This window comes from Streptomyces sp. NPDC005423 (assembly GCF_040606415.1).
Lineage (GTDB): Bacteria > Actinomycetota > Actinomycetes > Streptomycetales > Streptomycetaceae > Streptomyces.
The window spans coordinates 16,916-32,843 of sequence record NZ_JBEXET010000006.1; the positions used below are offsets into that span (position 1 = coordinate 16,916).

Below are 15,928 nucleotides of genomic sequence, written 5' to 3' on the forward strand. Positions count from 1 at the left end.
GTGTCAGCCACCGGCCTGGTCCAGCGCGGACTGGAGGGACTGCTTGTAGCCGCCGCTGGTGTAGGTGGCGCCCGACACCGAGTCGATCTTCGCGCTGCCGGCGGCCACGGCCTCCTGGTTGAGCTTGGGCACCGACAGGGCGGTCTTCTGGTCGCTGGTGCCGCCCTTCGGGGCCTGCACCGCCTCGGCCTTGGTGATCTTCCCGTCGGTGACGGTGATCCGCACCTGGACCGGTCCGTACTCGGTCTGCGCGACCGCACCGGTGACGGTCTTCGCCTGGGCGGCCGTGGAGCCGGAACCGGTACCGGTACCGGAGCCGCTGCCACTTTGCGCACCGCTCGCGCTCGGCGACGGCGAGGCCGCCGCGCCGCCGCTCCCGGCAGCCGTCTTCACCTTGTCCAGCGCGGACTGGAGGGACTGCTTGTAGCCGCCGCTGGTGTAGGTGGCGCCCGACACCGAGTCGATCTGCGCGCTCTGCGCGGCGACCGCCTCCTGGTTCAGCTTGGGCACCGACAGGGCGGTCTTCTGGTCGCTGGTGCCGCCCTTGGGGGCCTGCACCGCCTCCGCCTTGGTGATCTTCCCGCCGCTCACCGTGAGGCGTACCTGGACGGCCCCGTACTGGGTCTGGGCCACGGCGCCGGTCACCGTCGAGGCACCCGCGCCCGCGGTGCCGCCCTGCGGCGACTCCTGCGCGGCGGCGGCCCCCTGGGCCGCCGCTCCCTGGGCGGACGCGGAGGTGGGGTCCGACGCCGGCTTCAGGGAGAGCAGCAGCACGATCCCGGACACGGTGGCGGCGCTGGCGAGCACGACACGCCGGATGGGGTGGCTCTTCTTCATCGCTCCTGGCTCCCGTCGCTCACATCTCGAACGACTCGTGATGGATGCGGCGGGCGGGAACCCCCGCGCCGCGCAGTGCTTCGTAGACCGACTGCGCGAAGCCGGGCGGCCCGCACATGAAGACGTCATGGTCGTCGATGTCGGGCATCTTCCGGCGCAGTGACTCCGCCGAGATGTCGGGGCGTTCCCCGTCGGGGCTGTTGACCGCGTACATGAGCCGGGCGCCGCGCTCGTCGGCGATCTTCGCCAGCTCGTCCCAGAGCGCGAGGTCCTGGGTGCTGTTGGCCCGGTAGAGCAGGGTGATGTCCCCGGCCGCGCCGGGCAGCGTCTCGAACAGCGCCCGCATCGGCGTGATACCGACCCCGCCGGCCACCAGCAGCACCTTGCCGCGGCTGCGCCGGGAGGCGGTGAGGGCGCCGTACGGGCCCTCGGCCCAGACCCGGGTGCCGGGGCGCAGTTCGCGCAGCCGGGCGCTGTGGTCGCCGATCGCCTTGACCGTGATCCGCAGCATGTCCGGGCGGGGCGCCGCCGACAGGGAGTACGGGTGGGAGCTGTAGCGCATGCCGGGCGCCAGGAACCGCCACCGGAAGAACTGCCCGGCCTCCGCGCCCATCCGGTGCAGCTTCCGGCCGCTGATCAGCACCGACACGATGCCGGGCGTCTCCTCGATGACCGCCTCGACCCGCATCCGGTGGCGCAGGTTGAGCCGGATCGGGGTGAGGATCCGGTACCAGACCACCAGCGCGGTGACCGAGCCGTACAGCGCGTACCAGACGGTCTTGGCGACCGGCGTCAGGGCGAAGTCGTTGCCCGTGGTGAGCTGGTGCCAGAAGGTCAGGAAGACCGACGCGTACGTGAACAGGTGCACGTGGTACCAGGTGTCGTACGGCAGCCTGCGGCGGACGCCGCCGATCGAGGAGAGCCCGATCAGCACCAGCAGGCCGGTGCCGATGGCGGCCTTGCCCATGTCGGGCAGCTGGTTGATGGAGTCGATGGTCTGCTGGACGATGTCGCCGAGCGACTTGCCCGCCTGGAGGGCGTAGCCCCACATGATGAGGAAGACGTGGGCGAAGACCAGGCAGAGGGTGTACCGGCCGCTCATCGCGTGCCAGCGGGCGACCCGGTCCGAGCCCACCCGGCGTTCCAGGGCGGGCACCCGGGCCATCTGGAGCACCACGAGCGCCATCAGATAGCCGGCGAGCAGGCCGGTGATCCGGCCCGCGTTGAGGATCTTGCCGTTGGTGTCGGCGATGGACGGGGTGTTGGTCCACCACAGCCACAGCACCCCCGCCGCGCCCGCCCAGACGGCGAGCAGCAGCAGGGTCGCTGGGGAGCGGCGCGGGCGGATGCGGCGCATCGTCTGGCGGCGGGCGGCACGTCCGCCTGCGAGCGTGGTGGTCACGGTTCCTCCGTGGACGGGGCAAGGGGGGTGGCTGGTCCCTTGGCCCTGAAGTACGTGCCGTCGCGCCCGTGCGTTCAGAGATTCGCGGAGTCGAGTGCGGACTGAAGTGAGGTGCGGTATCCGTCACTTGTGTAGGTGGCGCCCGACACGGTGTCGATGTTCGCGCTCTGCGCGGCGAGCGCCTCGCTCCGCAACTCGGGCAGGGCATAGGAGTTGATCTCCTGGTCGCGCGGATTGTCCGACGGGGACTGGACCGCCGTGACATCGGTGACCTTGCCGTTCTGCACGGTGATCCGCACCTGGACGGGGCCCCAACGGGTCTGCGCGGTACTGCCGGTGACGGTCTTGGTGCCGGTGGTGGCCTTGCCGCTCGAACCGCTCGAACCGCTCGAACCGCTCGAACTGCCGGAACCACCCGAGCCGTTGGACGCGCTCGCACTGCTGGACGGCGCGGGCGCCGGGGCCGCCGCGATCTCGGGGGCGGTGTGCGGCTTCAGCGAGAGCAGCATCACCAGGCCGGAGGCGGTGGCCGCGCTCGCCAGCACGACGCGGCGCAGCGGACGGTTCTTCTTCAGAGGGTGCACGGCGGCCTCACAGCTCGAACGACTCGTGGTGGATACGGCGGTCCGGCACACCGGCCGCGCGCAACTGCTCGTAGAGATCCTGGGCGAACGCGTGCGGACCACAGAGGTACACGTCGTGGCCGGAGAGATCGGGGACCGCCTCGCGCAGGGAGGCGGCGGTCAGCCTCGGCCGCTCACCCCGCGGCCCGTTCAGCGCGTACAGCACCTTCCCCCCGCGCCACTGCGCTATCGCCTCCAACTCGGCGCCCAGCGCCAGGTCTTCGGCCGTACGCGCCCGGTAGAGCAGCGTCACCTGGCCGGGCAGCGTCTCGAAGAGCGCCCGCAGCGGGGTGATGCCGACCCCGCCCGCGATCAGCAGCGACTTGGACGAGGTGCGCCGGTCGGCGGTGAGCGCCCCGTACGGGCCCTCGGCCCACACCCGGGTGCCCGGCCGCAGCAGGGCCACGCCCGCGCTGTGGTCACCGAGCGCCTTGACGGTGATCCGCACCCGCTCCGGACGGGGCGGCGCCGACAGGGAGTACGGCGTCGAGGTCCAGCCCAGGCCCTCGCCGAAGAACCGCCAGCGGAAGAACTGCCCGGCCTCCGCGCCCATCTCGTCGAGCCGGCGCCCGCGGACGACGACGGAGTACACGCCCGGCGCCTCCCTGTGCACGGAGTCGACCCGCAGCCGGTGGCGCAGGTTGAACCGCACCGGGGCGAGGATCCGGTACCAGAGGACCAGGGCGGCGACACCGAGGTACAGCGCGTACCAGGCGGCGGTGGCTCCCGCGTGGCCGTTGAACTCGTTGCCCAGCGTCAGCTGGTGGAAGAAGGCGAGGAAGACGGCGACGTAGGTGAGCAGGTGGACGTAGTACCAGAACTCGTAGCCGAGCCTGCGGCGCGCGACGCGGGCCGAGGTGACGCCGACCGCGAAGAGGATCAGGGTGCCGAAGGCCGCCTTGAGCATGTCCGGGTAGTCCAGGACCACCGTGACCGTCTCGTGCACGATCGAGGCGCGGTCCTGGGCGGCGTACCCGAGGAGGATGAGGACGATGTGCGCCACCAGCAGGCAGACCGTGTAGCGGCCGGCCATCGCGTGCCAGCGCGCCACCCGGTCCGAGCCGATCCGGCGCTCCAGCAGCGGCACCCGCGCCATCAGACCCACCAGGACGGCGCAGGCGTACCCGCAGAGCAGTCCGGCGATCCGTCCGGCGCCGGTCAGCCAGCCGGCCGCGCCGACCACCGAACCGGTGTCCGTCCACCACAGGGCGACCATGGCCGCCGCGCCCGCCCACAGCAGCGCCAGTACCGGGCCCGCCGGCGAGCGCCGGGCGGTCAGCGGTACGGGCGGTGCCGTCCGCCGCTCGTACACGGTGGTCATCAACGCGTCCTTTCGGTCGTCCTGTACGCAACTGTGCGGGCGGAACCTCTCAGGGACCTCTGAGCGGACGCCCCGGCGGCCCCTTCACAGCGAACTCAGAGGAGACTCAGAGCGGCCCGGTGTGCCCGTCGGCGTGACCGGGGGTGATGCTGGTAGGCGAGATGAACACGACCCGCTCCGGCCGACCGGCCCTCGCCCGCCCCGACGGCACCCCGCTGCGCGTCCTCGTCGTCGACGACGACCCCGATCTGGCCGAGGTGCTCTCCGGAGCCCTCCGCTACGAGGGCTGGGAGGTGCGCACGGCCGGCGACGGAGCCGCCGCGGTCACCGGCGCGCGCGAGCTGCTGCCCGACGCCGTCGTCCTGGACGTGATGCTCCCGGACACCGACGGCCTCACCGTCCTGCGCTCCCTGCACGAGGTGAAGCCCGACGTGTGCGTGCTCTTCCTCACCGCGCGCGACACCGTGGAGGACCGGATCGCCGGCATCACCGCGGGCGGCGACGACTACGTCACCAAGCCCTTCAGCCTGGAGGAGGTGGTCGCCCGGCTGCGCGGGCTGCTGCGCCGCGCGGGCATGGCCCGCCAGCTGGAGGAGGGGCCCCGGATGACCGTCGGGGACCTGGTGATGGACGAGGAGTCCCGCGAGGTCACCCGGGCCGGCGAACTGATCGAGCTGTCGCCGACCGAGTTCGAACTGCTCCGCTTCCTCATGCGCAACCCCCGCCGGGTGCTCAGCAAGGCACAGATCCTCGACCGCGTCTGGTCCTACGACTTCGGCGGGCAGGCCCACGTCGTCGAGCTGTACATCTCGTATCTGCGCAAAAAGGTGGACGCGGGCCGGGCACCCATGATCCACACCATGCGCGGCGCCGGTTACGTGCTCAAGCCGGCCGTCCGGTGAGGGCGGCGCTGCGCGGAGCCCGGCGCCTGCTGAGGAGGGTGCCCAGGGCGCACACCCTGCGGGCCCGGCTGACCGCGGGGCTGGTCGTCCTGCTCGCGGTGAGCTGCGCGGCCGTCGGCGTGGCCGCCGTGGTCGAGGTGGCCGGCTTCCTCACCGGGCGGATCGACCAGCAGCTGACCGACGTGGGCACCCGGTTCCCGGCCAGCCTGGAGCACGGCGGGAAGCTTCCGAACGACCACGACAGCGACAACGTGCACGGCGACACCCGGCGGCAGGCGGCCGGAACGTTCGGCGCCCGGCTGGTCGGCGGCACGGTGACCAACACGGGGGTCGTGCCCGCCGACACCGACACCGCCGCGACCGATCTGGACGTCGACCTCACCGGCCACGACAAGGCGGAACTCGCGGCGGTCCCGGTCGACGGCCGGGCCCACACCGTCCACCTCTCCACCCTGCGCACGTACCGGGTGCTCGCCGCCCGGGGACTGGACGGCGACGTCCTCATCACCGGCCTGCCGATGGAACCGGTGGAGGCCGTCATGCACCGCCTGGAACTGGTGGCGGGAGTGGTCTTCGGCGTGGCCCTCGCGATCGCCGGGGTGGTGGGCGCGCTCTGGGTGCGCTGGTCGCTGCGGCCGTTGAGCCGGGTCGCCGCCACCGCCACCCGGGTCAGTGAACTCCCGCTCGCCAGCGGCGAGGTGGCCCTGCCGCCACGGGCGCCGGAGTCCGACCCGCGCAGCGAGGTGGGCCAGGTCGCCGGCGCCTTCAACCGGATGCTCGGCCATGTCGAGGACGCGCTCACCAAGCGGCACGCCAGCGAGGAGCGGCTGCGCAGCTTCGCCGCCGACGCCAGCCACGAGCTGCGCACCCCGGTGGCGTCGATCCGCGGCCATGCCGAACTGGCGCTGCTCCACCCCGACCCCGTGCCGCCCAAGGTGACCCGGGCGCTGGAGCGGATCGAGGCGGAGTCCGCGCGCATGGGCGTGATGGTCGACGAGATGCTGCTGCTCGCCCGGCTGGACGCGGGCCGCCCGCTGGAGAGCCTGCCCGTCGACCTCACCCGCCTGGTCCTCGACGCGGTCACCGACGCGCGGGCGGTGGGGCCCGGGCACCGCTGGGCTCTCGAACTCCCCGAGGAGCCGGTGACGGTGACGGGCGACGCGCACCGTCTGCAACAGGTGTTGGCCAACTTGTTGGCCAACGCGCGTTCGCACACACCCGTGGGCACGAAGGTGACGGTCTCGCTGGAGACCGACGGTACGACGGTCGAGCTGAAGGTCCACGACGACGGCCCCGGCGTCCCCGCGGACGTACGGCCCGGAGTCTTCGAACGCTTCACCCGGGCGGACCGCCGCCGCGCGGAGGGGACGGGCGGCGGAGCCGGTCTCGGCCTGTCGATCGTGGCCGCGGTGACGGAGGCGCACGGCGGCGGCGTGCAGCTGGAGAGCCGTCCGGGATCGACGACGTTCACGGTGCGGCTCAGTACCGGGTGAGCGCCGTCGCCCCGCCCGCCGTGCCGATGGCGATGTGCGGCGCCCGGGCCGGATCGGCCCACGCCAGCAGCGCCCGCATCGCCGCCGCCGGCACGGACACACAACCGGCCGTCGCGCCAAGCCCGTTGACGTGCAGGAAGATCCCGGCGCCGCGTCCGCGCACCGGCCGGTGGTAGTTGAAGCCGATGACGAACCCGTACGCGTACCGCGTCCCGTAGTCGAGCAGCCGCTCGGACTCGGCGGCACGGCAGTCCCCGGCCAGCGGCTCGCTCCACCGGTTGTAGGACCGCGACCGGGTGTCCTCGCACCACCATGAACTCGGCGTCACCCGGCGGTACTTGACCATCGTCCCGGGCGGCGCCGGCTCGCTGCCGAAGGCGTACGGCAGGTCGTAGAGCCCAGTGGGGGTGGTGTCGGTGCCCTGCCGGCGCGCGCTCCCCTCGACGAGGCCGCGCGCCCCGAACCGAGCCGGGGCGGAACCGGCCCGCACCCACGTCCCGTTCCGCCGCTCCCACCAGCTCAGCGTCCCCGAGGTGGCGGCGGGACGGGCCGCCTCGGCGAGGAGCAGCTGGTCGCCGCCCCCGGTGTCGGCCAGGCGCGCGGGCGCCGGGGGCCCGCCGTCGCCGGGCGCGGCGCCGGCCACGAGGAGGCAGGCGGAGACGAGGGCGACGACACCGGGGCGCATGGCTCAGACGGTAGAAGGCGGCAGCGGGAGCGGCAGCCCGGGTAGGCCGTCCAGGCTGCTCGCCACATGCTCCTTCCCCCGGAAGTAGTCGCTCAGGGACGCGTCGTCCTCCCGCTCGAACCGCCGCGCGTGCAGATCGCGGTCCTCGTCGTACGTCATGAAGGGCACCGCGTAACCGCAGGTGTCCCGGACGAGTTCGGCCCGGACGACGACGATCGCGCGCAGCCCGTGCCGCGCCGGGTCGATGTCCGGGAAGCGGGCGAGGAGGGCGGGGAAGCGTGGATCGTCCCGGAACACCGGCTCGCCGCGGCCGTGCACCCGCACGATGCTGGGCGGTCCCTGGAAGGCGCACCACATCAGGGTGATCCGGCCGTTCTCCCGCAGGTGGGCGATGGTCTCGGCGTTGGATCCGGCGAAGTCCAGGTAGGCCACGGTCGTCTCGTCGAGCACGGCGAACGATCCCTTGAGGCCCTTGGGGGAGAGGTTGACGGTGCCGTCCCCGGCGAGGGGGGCGGTCGCGGTGAAGAAGACCGGCTGACTCTCGATGAACGTACGGAGCCTGCCGTCTATGCGCTCATAAGTCTTTCCCATGTCCGGGGATTATCGACGACATCCGCTGTGGCCGCCCCGGCCGGCGTTCATCGGGGCGGCCACAGCTGCCTGTCACGTCACTTGGTGAGCGTGCAGGCGGCCAGTGCGTCGAGGCCCTGGGGTTTGGTGCCCTGGCGGCCGATGGCGATGGCGATGCGGTCGATGGTGGAGACGCGCTTGTCCTTGAGGGGGCCGAGGATGGCGTTCTGGACGAAGTTGGCTCCGCCCTGGCCGACGGTGTCGACGAGCCGCTGGTTGGCTTCGGTGATCTGGGTGTCGAGGAGGGTGAGGTTGCGGTCGACCTCGGCCTGGGCGGTGGCGGGGACCGCGGGGAGCTGCGACTTCACGTCGGGGCAGGAGATGGTCCCGGCCGCGGTGGCGGCCGTGCCGCCCGCCGCCTGGGTGGCCGCCGCCGTGGCGCTCGGGGCCGCGGTGGCGGTGCCGCCGGTGGCCGTGCCGCCCGTGTTCGTCGTTCCGGCCGCGTTCAGCGTGCAGGCGGCCAGTGCGTCGAGGCCCTGGGGCTTGGTGCCCTGGCGGCCGATGGCGATGGCGATGCGGTCGATGGTGGAGACGCGCTTGTCCTTGAGGGGGCCGAGGATGGCGTTCTGGACGAAGTTGGCTCCGCCCTGGCCGACGGTGTCGACGAGCCGCTGGTTGGCTTCGGTGATCTGGGTGTCGAGGAGGGTGAGGTTGCGGTCGACCTCGGCCTGGGCGGTGGCGGGGACCGCGGGGAGCTGCGACTTCACGTCGGGGCAGGAGATGGTCCCGGGGTCGGCCAGCGTCCGGGCGCTCTGCGTGGTGCCCTTGTCGGGTGTCCCGGCGAGCGCGGACCCGGCGATCACCGCGCCGGAGAGCACCACGGCGGCGGCACCGCCGATCAACACGACGCGACGCTTGTTGTACTTGGGGAGAGCCCTGGACATGCGGATGCCTCACTCGGGTCAGGTGGGACGGGCGACAGGTGTGACTGCTGTGCGAAACGCGGCGCCTGCGTTCGGCGAGAGATACGGGTAAGCGGTTGCGGTCGTTCAAGAGTCGGCGAGATTGACGAAACATGCAGAGCTCTGCATAATCATGCATGCCGCAGGACGCACCACGGCGGCCCGTCCCCAGCCTTGAGGAGCAGCGCAAGTGAGCAGCAACAGCGGTGACGTACGGCTCTGGGGCGGGCGCTTCGCCGACGGCCCCTCCGAGGCCCTGGCCAAGCTCTCCGCCTCAGTCCACTTCGACTGGCGGCTCGCGCCCTACGACATCGCCGGCTCCCGCGCCCACGCGCGCGTGCTGCACAAGGCGCACCTCCTCGACGACGACGAGCTGACCCGGATGCTCGCCGGTCTGGACCGGCTGGAGGCGGACGTCGCCGACGGCTCCTTCGTGGGCACGATCGCCGACGAGGACGTCCATACGGCCCTGGAGCGCGGGTTGTTGGAGCGGCTCGGCGCGGACCTCGGCGGCAAGCTGCGCGCCGGCCGGTCCCGCAACGACCAGGTCGCCACCCTCTTCCGGATGTATCTGCGCGACCACGCCCGGATCATCGGCGGCCTGATCGCCGACCTCCAGGACGCGCTGATCGGCCTCGCGGATGCGCACCCGGACGTGGCGATGCCCGGCCGTACGCACCTCCAGCACGCCCAGCCGGTGCTCTTCGCCCACCACGTCCTCGCCCACGCGCAGTCCCTCTCGCGGGACGCGGAGCGGCTGCGTCAGTGGGACGAGCGGACCGCCGTCTCGCCGTACGGCTCGGGCGCGCTGGCGGGGTCCTCGCTCGGTCTCGACCCCGAGTCGGTGGCCAAGGACCTCGGCTTCGAGCACGGGTCGGTGGCCAACTCCATCGACGGCACGGCCTCGCGTGACTTCGTCGCGGAGTTCGCCTTCATCACCGCGATGATCGGCGTCAACCTCTCCCGGATCGCCGAGGAGATCATCCTCTGGAACACGAAGGAGTTCTCCTTCGTCACCCTGCACGACGCGTTCTCCACCGGCTCCTCGATCATGCCGCAGAAGAAGAACCCGGACATCGCGGAGCTGGCGCGCGGCAAGTCCGGCCGGCTGATCGGCAACCTGACGGGCCTGATGGCCACCCTCAAGGCGCTTCCGCTCGCGTACAACCGCGACCTCCAGGAGGACAAGGAGCCGGTCTTCGACTCCTGCGACCAGCTGGAGGTCCTGCTGCCCGCGTTCACCGGCATGATGGCGACCCTCACCGTCCACCGCGAGCGCATGGAGGAGCTGGCCCCGGCCGGCTTCTCGCTCGCCACCGACATCGCCGAGTGGCTGGTCCGGCAGGGCGTGCCGTTCCGGGTGGCGCACGAGGTCGCCGGTGAGTGCGTGAAGGTGGCCGAGGCCGAGGGCGTCGAGCTGGACGGCCTCACCGACGAGCAGTTCGCGAAGATCTCCGCCCACCTCACCCCCGAGGTGCGCGGTGTCCTCAACGTCCCCGGCGCCCTCGCCTCCCGCGACAGCCGCGGCGGTACGGCGCCGAGCGCGGTCGCCGTCCAGCTCGCCGAGGTGCGGACGGACGTGGCCGCACAGCACGCGTGGGCGACCGCGAAGCAGCGGAAGTAGCCCTCCGGTCGCGCCAAGGTCATCGCGGGTTACGTTGGTCGCACGCCGTCAAGGAGCCGACCGAACGGAGCCCGCGATGTCCTTCGCCCGCCTCGCCAGCGCCACCACCCCCACCGCCCGTCTCGGTCTCGGCCTGGCCGCCGTCGGCCGCCCTGGGTACATCAACCTCGGCCGCGACCAGGACCTCCCGGCCGGCCGGGGCGTCGAGGCGATGCGCGCCCGGACCCACGAACTCCTCGACGCCGCCTACGCCCAGGGCGTGCGCTACTTCGACGCGGCCCGTTCCTACGGCCGCTCCGAGGAGTTCCTCGCCGACTGGCTGAAGGGCCGGCCCGAGGCCGACGACATCGTGGTCGGCAGCAAGTGGGGCTACACCTACACCGCCGGCTGGACCACCGACGCCGAGCGGCACGAGGTCAAGGACCACGGCCTCGGGACGTACGAGCGGCAGCGCGCCGAAACCGCCGAACTCCTCGGCGACCGACTCGACCTCTACCAGATCCACTCGGTGACCCCGGACAGTCCGGCCCTCACCGACAAGGAACTGCACGCGCGGCTCGCCGAGGCCGCGGCGGCGGGCGTCACCGTCGGCTTCTCCACCAGCGGCCCCGCGCAGGCCGACGCGATCCGCGCCGCCCTCGCCGTGACGGTCGACGGCGAGCCCCTCTTCCGTACCGTCCAGTCCACCTACAACGCCCTGGAGACCTCGGCGGGACCGGCCCTCGCGGAGGCGCACGACGCGGGCCTGACGGTGATCGTGAAGGAGGGCACGGCCAACGGGCGGCTGGCCGGGCCCTACGCCCCGGAGGCGCTCGCGGCGGTCGCCGCGGAGCTCTCCCTCGGCGCCGACGCCGTGGCGCTGGGCCTCGTCCTGCGCATGCCGTGGGCGGGGGTGGTCCTCTCCGGCGCCGCGACCTCGGAGCAGCTCGCCTCCAATCTGCACGCGGCAGTGGTCGACCTCGACGAGGACCGGCTTGGCCCGCCTCGGCGCGCTCGTGGAGGAACCGCGCGCCTACTGGGAGCGGCGCGGGCGGCTGCCCTGGCACTGACTCGTCCGGTACGGGACGGTCGCCGGACGCGACTCGGACCCGTGTGCCCATGCTGAGACGTCTGTGTCTCATGTGGGTTAGTATTGTCTCATGGCTGTCGACCGTGACCACGTGCTGCGCAGTGCGGCCGCCCTGCTGACCCGGAGGGCCACGTCCACCATGGACGAGGTCGCCCGGGCCGCCGGCATCAGCCGGGCCACGCTCCACCGGCACTTCGCCGGCCGCGACGCGCTCGTCCGGGCGCTGGAGACGCTCGGCATCGAGGAGTGCGAGGCCGCCCTCGACGCGGCCCGCCTCGACGAGGGCCCGGCCGGCGACGCCGTACGGCGGCTGGTACGGGCGATCGAGCCCGCGGCCGGCCTGCTCGCCTTCCTCTACAGCGAGAACCAGCTCTTCGAGGGCGAGCGGCAGAACGCGGGCTGGACCCGTATCGACCAGCGGATCGCCGACCTCTTCCGGCGCGGCCAGCGGAGCGGCGAGTTCCGTATCGACCTCACCCCCGTCTGGCTCACCGAGGCCCTGTACGGGCTGCTGGCCTCCGGCGCCTGGGCCGTGACGGAAGGACGCGTCGCCGCCAACGACTTCACCCACATGATCGTCGAGCTGCTGCTCGGCGGTGCGACCCGGAGAGAGGAATCATGACCAGCACCCTGCGGCCGGTGAGCGTGCCGGAGACGGAGAGGCGCCCGGGCCGTTGGCTCGCGCTCTGCGTCCTCGTGCTCGCCGTGCTGCTGGTGGCCGTCGACGCGACCGTCCTCGGCCTGGCGACCCCCTACATCAGCGAGGACCTGAACCCCACCGGCACCCAGCTCCTGTGGATCGGTGACGTCTACTCCTTCGTCATCGCCGGTCTGCTCGTCTCCATGGGCAGCCTCGGCGACCGCATCGGCCGCAAGCGGATCCTGCTCGTCGGCGCCACGGCCTTCGGCGCGATATCGCTCCTCAACGCCTACGCGTTCACACCGGAGTTGCTCATCCTGGCGCGGGCGCTGCTCGGCGTCGCGGGCGCGACCCTGATGCCCGCCACCCTCGCCCTGATCCGCAACCTCTTCCACGACCCGCGCGAACGGAGCCTGGCCGTCGGCATCTGGGGCGCGACCGCCTCCGCCGGCACGGCGGTCGGTCCGGTGGCGGGCGGTTTCCTGCTCGGACACTTCTGGTGGGGCTCGGTCTTCCTGATCAACCTGCCGGTGATGGTGGTCCTGGTGCTGGTCGGCAGCAGGATGCTCCCCGAGTCCAAGAACCCCCACCCGGGCCCCTGGGACTCGCGCAGTGTCGTCCTCTCCCTGGTCGGCGTGATCGCCGTCGTCTACGCCGTCAAGGAGGCGGCGACCCACGGCCTCACCTGGCAGACCGGCGCCGCGGCGCTGCTCGGCACCGGAGCGCTGTACGGCTTCGTCCGCCGCCAACTGACCATGCCCGTGCCGCTGTTGGACATGCGGCTCTTCCGCGACCGGGGTTTCAGCGGGGCGGTCCTCGCCGACCTGCTGACCGTCCTCGGCCTCTCCGGGCTGGTCTTCTTCCTCTCCCAGTACCTGCAACTCGTCCAGGGCAGGCGCCCGTTCGAGGCGGGGCTGGCCGAACTGCCCGCCGCCGTCGGCGCGGTGGCCGCCGGTCTGGTCGCGGGTGCGACGGCCCGCCGCTACTCGGTCCGGGCGGTGGTCTCCGGCGGCCTCGCGGCCGTGGGCGTCGCCCTGGCCGTCCTCACCCTGCTCACCCGGTCCACCGGCTACCCGCTGCTCGGCGCGGCCCTGCTCGTCGTCGGCGTCGGCGCGGGCTTCTCGTTCACGGTGACCGCCGACGTGATCCTCTCCAGCGTCCCCCGCGACCAGGCGGGCGCGGCCTCGGCGGTCTCGGAGACGGCCTACGAACTCGGGGCGGCCCTCGGCATCGCCCTGCTGGGGTCGATCGTGACGGGCGTCTACCGGGGCTTCGCCGCTCCGGCGGGCACCCCGTCCGGCGCCCACGAGTCCCTGGGCGGCGCGGTGGAGGCGGCGGCGGGCCTCCCGCCCCGCACCGCCGACGCCCTGCTGACCTCGGCGCGAGACGCCTTCGTCCACGGCCTCACCCTGGCGGCGGGCGCGGGAGCGGCGGTGCTGCTGGCGACGGCGCTGGCGGCCTGGTTCCTGCTCAAGGGCCAGGAACTGGCAGACGCCGGGTAGGCGAGCGCGCGGCACGGACGCGGGCGAACGCGTCCGCGGCCGGGCCGGTGAGGCGGGGTTACGCCGCTTTCGCCTTCGTGGCGTACATGTCCACGTACTCCTGCCCGGACAGCCGCATGACCTCGGTCATCACGGAGTCCGTCACGGCCCGCAGCACATAGCGGTCGCGGTCCATCCCCTCGTACCGGGAGAACTCCATCGCCGCGCCGAACCGGACGGTGACCCGCCCCGGCCGGGGCATCCCCGACCCGCCCGGCTGGAGCTTGTCGGTGCCGATCATCGCGAACGGGACCACCGGCGCCCCGGTCATCATCGTGAGCCGCGCGATCCCGGTGCGGCCCCGGTACAGCCGTCCGTCGGGCGACCGGGTGCCCTCGGGGTAGATCCCGAAGACCTTGCCCTCCTCCAGGACGCGGCGCCCGGTCATCAGGGCCGCCACACCGCCGTTCGCCCCGTCCCGGTCCACCGGGATCATGCCGACACCGGTGAAGAACCAGGCCATCAGGCGGCCCTTGAGCCCCTTGCCGGTGACGTACTCGTCCTTGCCGATGAAGAGCACCTGCCGGTCGCAGACGAGGGGAAGGATCATCGAGTCGATGAACGTGAGGTGGTTGCCGGCCAGGATCACCGGACCGTCGCCCGGAACGTGCTCCACACCCTCCACCTGGAGGCGGAACATCAGGCGCATGATCGGTCCGAGCAGTGCCTTGATGAGCGCGAAGCGGGACAACGGTTCCTCCGGTGTCGGGCGAGTGACGAGGCAAGCCGGGATATGTCGAGGTATTCGGTTGAGTCTGTGCAGGTGAGGACGATACTCGCGGGCCCGGGGGAATCGCACATCGGGTTCACGGGTGTCTTACACGGTGTTGACGCGGGTTCACCTGCGGTGGCGTACGGCTGACGACCGGAAACACGGCCGCAACGATGTGACGGACATCGCGTACCGGGCCCACGCGGCGTCAAACCCCGTATCCCGTACGACATCCACCGTCACCGCCGTGTTCCGGCCGACGTCTCCCGCCCGTCATGCTCACGCCCATACGATCGGCGCGCACGGACGGGCGGACGCACGGAGGACTCATGGACACGCAGGCGACACAGGGGCCGAACGAGCGAGGACGCGGGACCGGACGGCGGGCGCTGCTAGGCGCGGCGGTGCTCGGCGCGGGCGCCGCGGCCCTGGGGTCCGCGGGCACCGCGAGAGCCGCCGGGGCCGCCGGCGCGACCGGTCACGGGAGCGTCCTCAAGGGCCTGCCCGTCCCGGCGATCATCGGCCACCGGGGCTCCAGCGGCTACCGCCCCGAGCACACCTTCGGCTCGTACCAGCTCGCCCTCGACCTGGGCGCCGACATCGTCGAGGCCGGTGACCTGGTCCCCACCAAGGACGGCCACCTGGTCTGCCGGCACGAGCCGGAGATCGGCGGCACCACGAACGTCGCCGACCACCCCGAGTTCGCCGCCCGCAGGACCACCAAACTGCTGGACGGCGTCTCCATCACCGGCTGGTTCACCGAGGACTTCACGCTCGCCGAGCTGAAGACGCTGCGCGCGATCGAGCGGATTCCGGCCAACCGCCCCCACAACACCCTCTACAACGGCCGCTGGGAGATCCCCACCTTCGAAGAGGTGCTCCGGTGGCAGGACGAGCAGACCCGCAAGCGCGGCAAGCAGGTCCTGATCTACCCCGAGACCAAGCACCCCACCTACTTCCGCGCGCTCGGCCACGACGTGGAGCACCTGCTCGCCACGTCGCTGCGCCGGCACGGCAAGGACGGCAAGAACGCGCCGGTCCTCATCCAGTCCTTCGAACCGACCAGCATCCAGCGCCTGAACAAGCTCGTCGGCAACCCGCTCGTGGTGCTGCTCTCCGGCACCGGCACCCGTCCCTGGGACTTCGTCAGCACCGGTGACCCGCGCACGGTCGACGACCTGATCACCCCGAAGGGCCTCGCCGAACTGGCCCGCTACGCGCAGGGCATCGGCCCCACGCTCGACCTGGTCATCCCGAAGAACGCCGACGGCACCCTCGCCGCGCCGAGCGCCCTCGTCGCCGACGCCCACCGGGCGGGGCTGGTCCTCCACCCGTACACCATGCGCAACGAGAACCCCTTCCTGCCGGCGGAGTTCCGCAAGGGCACGGCGGCGGACGCCTACGGCGACGCGTTCGGCGCGTTCAGGACGTACTTCGCGACCGGCATCGACGGTGTCTTCACCGACAACGCCGACACCGGCCTGCTGGCCCGCGCGGACTTCGTCAACGGCTGAGCCCGCGGCCCCGGTTGGGGTGACAGCCGGCCG

The 15,928-nt window shown here is 72.4% G+C and carries 14 protein-coding genes and 1 pseudogene; 7 read left to right on the forward strand and 8 right to left on the reverse strand.

Going from position 1 to position 15,928, the window contains the following annotated elements:
- Window positions 1-3: 3 nt before the first annotated feature.
- From ABZT12_RS10070 to ABZT12_RS10085, 4 genes are all read right to left on the reverse strand, one after another.
- On the reverse strand, window positions 4-837 hold the full coding sequence (locus ABZT12_RS10070; RefSeq protein WP_356380346.1) for an FMN-binding protein: 834 nt from the start codon (window positions 835-837) through the stop codon (window positions 4-6).
- Window positions 838-856: 19 nt separating this feature from the next.
- Window positions 857-2,239 (reverse strand): ferredoxin reductase family protein, encoded by a 1,383-nt coding sequence (locus tag ABZT12_RS10075; RefSeq protein WP_356380349.1) that lies wholly within the window; start codon window positions 2,237-2,239, stop codon window positions 857-859.
- A gap of 74 nt (window positions 2,240-2,313) precedes the next feature.
- Window positions 2,314-2,823 carry an FMN-binding protein gene (locus ABZT12_RS10080; protein ID WP_356380352.1) on the reverse strand — a complete coding sequence of 170 codons (510 nt, stop codon included), beginning with the start codon at window positions 2,821-2,823 and terminating at the stop codon, window positions 2,314-2,316.
- A 7-nt stretch (window positions 2,824-2,830) separates the two neighbouring features.
- Window positions 2,831-4,183 (reverse strand): ferric reductase-like transmembrane domain-containing protein, encoded by a 1,353-nt coding sequence (locus tag ABZT12_RS10085; RefSeq protein ID WP_356380354.1) that lies wholly within the window; start codon window positions 4,181-4,183, stop codon window positions 2,831-2,833.
- Window positions 4,184-4,344: 161 nt separating this feature from the next.
- Here ABZT12_RS10085 and ABZT12_RS10090 point away from each other — a divergent pair, with 161 nt between their 5' ends.
- The gene (locus ABZT12_RS10090) at window positions 4,345-5,085 is read left to right on the forward strand and encodes a response regulator transcription factor (protein ID WP_356380357.1); all 741 of its coding nucleotides are present in this window, start codon (window positions 4,345-4,347) and stop codon (window positions 5,083-5,085) included.
- Window positions 5,086-5,114: 29 nt separating this feature from the next.
- On the forward strand, window positions 5,115-6,578 hold the full coding sequence (locus tag ABZT12_RS10095; RefSeq protein ID WP_356380850.1) for a HAMP domain-containing sensor histidine kinase: 1,464 nt from the start codon (window positions 5,115-5,117) through the stop codon (window positions 6,576-6,578).
- Here the strand turns inward: ABZT12_RS10095 and ABZT12_RS10100 are convergent.
- The 3 genes from ABZT12_RS10100 to ABZT12_RS10110 form a co-directional block, all read right to left on the reverse strand.
- Complete coding sequence (locus tag ABZT12_RS10100; RefSeq protein WP_356380360.1) at window positions 6,565-7,263, reverse strand: L,D-transpeptidase family protein; 699 nt, start codon at window positions 7,261-7,263, stop codon at window positions 6,565-6,567. The genes ABZT12_RS10095 and ABZT12_RS10100 overlap by 14 nt on opposite strands.
- A gap of 3 nt (window positions 7,264-7,266) precedes the next feature.
- The gene (locus ABZT12_RS10105) at window positions 7,267-7,854 is read right to left on the reverse strand and encodes a pyridoxamine 5'-phosphate oxidase family protein (protein ID WP_356380363.1); all 588 of its coding nucleotides are present in this window, start codon (window positions 7,852-7,854) and stop codon (window positions 7,267-7,269) included.
- A 77-nt stretch (window positions 7,855-7,931) separates the two neighbouring features.
- The gene (locus ABZT12_RS10110) at window positions 7,932-8,777 is read right to left on the reverse strand and encodes a hypothetical protein (RefSeq protein WP_356380366.1); all 846 of its coding nucleotides are present in this window, start codon (window positions 8,775-8,777) and stop codon (window positions 7,932-7,934) included.
- Between the two features lie 208 nt (window positions 8,778-8,985).
- On the opposite strand from ABZT12_RS10110, the gene argH reads away from it, so the two are divergent.
- The 4 genes and pseudogenes from argH to ABZT12_RS10130 all read left to right on the forward strand — a co-directional run bounded on the left by argH (window position 8,986) and on the right by ABZT12_RS10130 (window position 13,630).
- A complete protein-coding gene (gene argH, locus ABZT12_RS10115) occupies window positions 8,986-10,419 on the forward strand; it encodes an argininosuccinate lyase (RefSeq protein ID WP_356380369.1) in 1,434 nt (477 codons plus the stop codon).
- A 76-nt stretch (window positions 10,420-10,495) separates the two neighbouring features.
- Window positions 10,496-11,468, forward strand: a pseudogene (locus tag ABZT12_RS10120) (aldo/keto reductase).
- 90 nt (window positions 11,469-11,558) lie between these two features.
- On the forward strand, window positions 11,559-12,110 hold the full coding sequence (locus tag ABZT12_RS10125) for a helix-turn-helix domain-containing protein (RefSeq protein ID WP_356380372.1): 552 nt from the start codon (window positions 11,559-11,561) through the stop codon (window positions 12,108-12,110).
- Window positions 12,107-13,630 carry an MFS transporter gene (locus ABZT12_RS10130; RefSeq protein WP_356380376.1) on the forward strand — a complete coding sequence of 508 codons (1,524 nt, stop codon included), beginning with the start codon at window positions 12,107-12,109 and terminating at the stop codon, window positions 13,628-13,630. The genes ABZT12_RS10125 and ABZT12_RS10130 overlap by 4 nt, the downstream gene beginning before the upstream one ends.
- Window positions 13,631-13,688: 58 nt before the next feature.
- Here the strand turns inward: ABZT12_RS10130 and ABZT12_RS10135 are convergent, their stop codons facing one another.
- Window positions 13,689-14,318 (reverse strand): lysophospholipid acyltransferase family protein, encoded by a 630-nt coding sequence (locus ABZT12_RS10135; protein WP_356380853.1) that lies wholly within the window; start codon window positions 14,316-14,318, stop codon window positions 13,689-13,691.
- Between the two features lie 392 nt (window positions 14,319-14,710).
- Between ABZT12_RS10135 and ABZT12_RS10140 the strand changes: the two genes are divergently transcribed.
- A complete protein-coding gene (locus ABZT12_RS10140) occupies window positions 14,711-15,895 on the forward strand; it encodes a glycerophosphodiester phosphodiesterase (protein ID WP_356380379.1) in 1,185 nt (394 codons plus the stop codon).
- The last annotated feature ends 33 nt before the right edge of the window (window positions 15,896-15,928 follow it).